The 1,923-nt window shown below is 44.7% G+C and carries 4 protein-coding genes; 3 read left to right on the forward strand and 1 reads right to left on the reverse strand.

Features of this window, described 5'->3' with window-relative positions; translation table 11 throughout:
• The first annotated feature begins 264 nt into the window (after window positions 1-264).
• On the forward strand, window positions 265-513 hold the full coding sequence (locus tag CDG79_RS40305) for a hypothetical protein (RefSeq protein WP_317616651.1): 249 nt from the start codon (window positions 265-267) through the stop codon (window positions 511-513).
• A 77-nt stretch (window positions 514-590) separates the two neighbouring features.
• Entirely contained in the window at window positions 591-935 is a 345-nt protein-coding gene (locus CDG79_RS40310) for a hypothetical protein (RefSeq protein ID WP_317616652.1), read from the forward strand.
• A gap of 161 nt (window positions 936-1,096) precedes the next feature.
• Here CDG79_RS40310 and CDG79_RS40315 read toward each other — a convergent pair whose 3' ends face one another.
• Window positions 1,097-1,792, reverse strand: coding sequence for an SDR family oxidoreductase (locus CDG79_RS40315; RefSeq protein ID WP_094347019.1), 696 nt, complete (start codon window positions 1,790-1,792; stop codon window positions 1,097-1,099).
• A 40-nt stretch (window positions 1,793-1,832) separates the two neighbouring features.
• Between CDG79_RS40315 and CDG79_RS40320 the strand changes: the two genes are divergently transcribed.
• Window positions 1,833-1,923, forward strand: a 91-nt coding sequence (locus CDG79_RS40320) for a GlsB/YeaQ/YmgE family stress response membrane protein (protein ID WP_442946287.1), incomplete at its 3' end; no start/stop codon positions are given.

A 1,923-nucleotide genomic window follows, 5' to 3' on the forward strand; every position in this document is an offset into this window, starting at 1 on the left:
CCCGTTCATAGGTTTCCGTAATTTTCCGCCGCAAATCTATAGAGTATGGTTTCATTGCTGACAATTTTGACTCATTTTCTCTTTATAGTACATTTGATTGTCTCTCACTCAACTGAAAACCGCTATAACTTTTCTGAGGTGTATTAGAAGCATAAGCCTTCCGTGACGGAAAAGTTATCCTTCCAGTGACACTGTCTCCTATATGCCCATAACCCTTACCTCGTCTGTGCTGTCCATCTTGATGGGGTAGACGGCGACAGCTGCTTGGACTTTCGAGAAGACCCTAACCTTGAACCGGAGGAGTTATGGCAACCAGAAGGCGCAACTTATTATAACGGCGAGTTAATTGTGCAACCACAACAGCGGTGGACGCAACAGCAAAAGCTGGAGTTACTTGATTGGCATCCGATGTTTACTGCTAGATGTCCACAGTGTGGTAGTGAATTTGACCGGGGCTACACCTCAAGGGTGCATTGGGATTGTAAGTGCGGCTGGATGGATGATTCAATTTAGAGAAGTTTATGTGGAAAGTTGCAGAATTTGGAGGATTAATTGGCGTTTCTTCTGAAGAAGTATAGAGAAGTTTGGTTATGTTTGCTATCAAGCGAGAATTAAAACTAAATAATGCTGATAGCTCCGGCGATACGTGTCTTTACTTTGTTGTTGACTCGGCGGCTGGCTTAATTTTGTATGTGGGGGAAACTTGCAGAAGTAATAAACGCTGGAAAGGGATTCACGCCTGCAAGGATTACATTGCTAGTTACCAAGACTTGCATTATCGCTATGGGTTGCTAACAGCAGTCAACATCGCTTTTTGGTGGGATGCTCCGGTTGAGAGAAAACCACGGCAAGAATTGGAATTGAGTTTGATTTTGAAGTGGTGCAGTCCATTTAATAAGGAGAACTGGGAGCGTTGGGGGCAACCGTTTGGGTAGGGCATTTTCTTAGAGGACTGGGGGGGCGTAGTTTACCGCCGCAGGCATCGCTTAATGCACAAGAACGAGTGAAGTATTTGCGGCGGGTGATATGCTCTTGCTGTGAAGCGGGATTTGATTGGTAAAAAGTGATGCCGATAAAGAGCGATCATTCCATATTCTCACAACCAAAACTTTCGATAATCCTCAACATATTGCCAGATCGTCAGTTGCGGACGACCGAGTAATTGCTCTACATCTGGTGTAATGCCACCTGCCAATCCTAAACGAGCGGTTGTATAAATTGCTGCCATTACCAAAATGAAGTCCAACGACAGCCCGCGATCGCGCATTTGCCAAATAAACTTCAACAATGAGGGATTAGTATAGCGAATTGGTTTGCCCAAAACTTCTGTAAAAATTTCTGCTACTTCATAGTAAGTCAAGGCTTCCCTACCCGTGAGCGCATAAGCTTTTCCCAAATGCCCATCTTCAACCAAAGCACGTACCGCAACAGCAGCAATATCACGCACATCAATAAAACTGGTTTTACCATTCCCCGCTGGCATAAACAATTCGCCACGGGTTTTGATATCCTCTCGGTGTACGGTGTTAAGATTTTGCATAAAAAAGCTAGCGCGTAAAAACGTGGCAGGAATGCCCAATTGCTCGATGTAGCGCTCAATCTTGGCGTGCGGTACAAATCGGTTGCGCTCGGCTCCTAAAAGTGAAACAAAAACGATATGCTCAACACCTGCAAGTTTTGCAGCATTCAGCGCCGGGGCAATTTGCCTCTTCACATTGGCAAGTGCAGGCGGACGTACTAAAAAAAGTTTGTTGACTCCTTCAAAAGCGCTTGCCCATGTTGGGATTGCTATTGTTTATTTGTAAGTCAAAAACGTCTATCGAATTAAAACAATGAATATTCTTGCTTGGATTGTTTTAGGTCTAATTGCTGGTGCGATCGCTAAGGCTATCTACCCCGGTCATCAAGGCGGCGGAATCTTAG

The organism is Nostoc sp. 'Peltigera membranacea cyanobiont' 232 (genome assembly GCF_002245985.1).
Taxonomy (GTDB): Bacteria; Cyanobacteriota; Cyanobacteriia; order Cyanobacteriales; family Nostocaceae; genus Nostoc.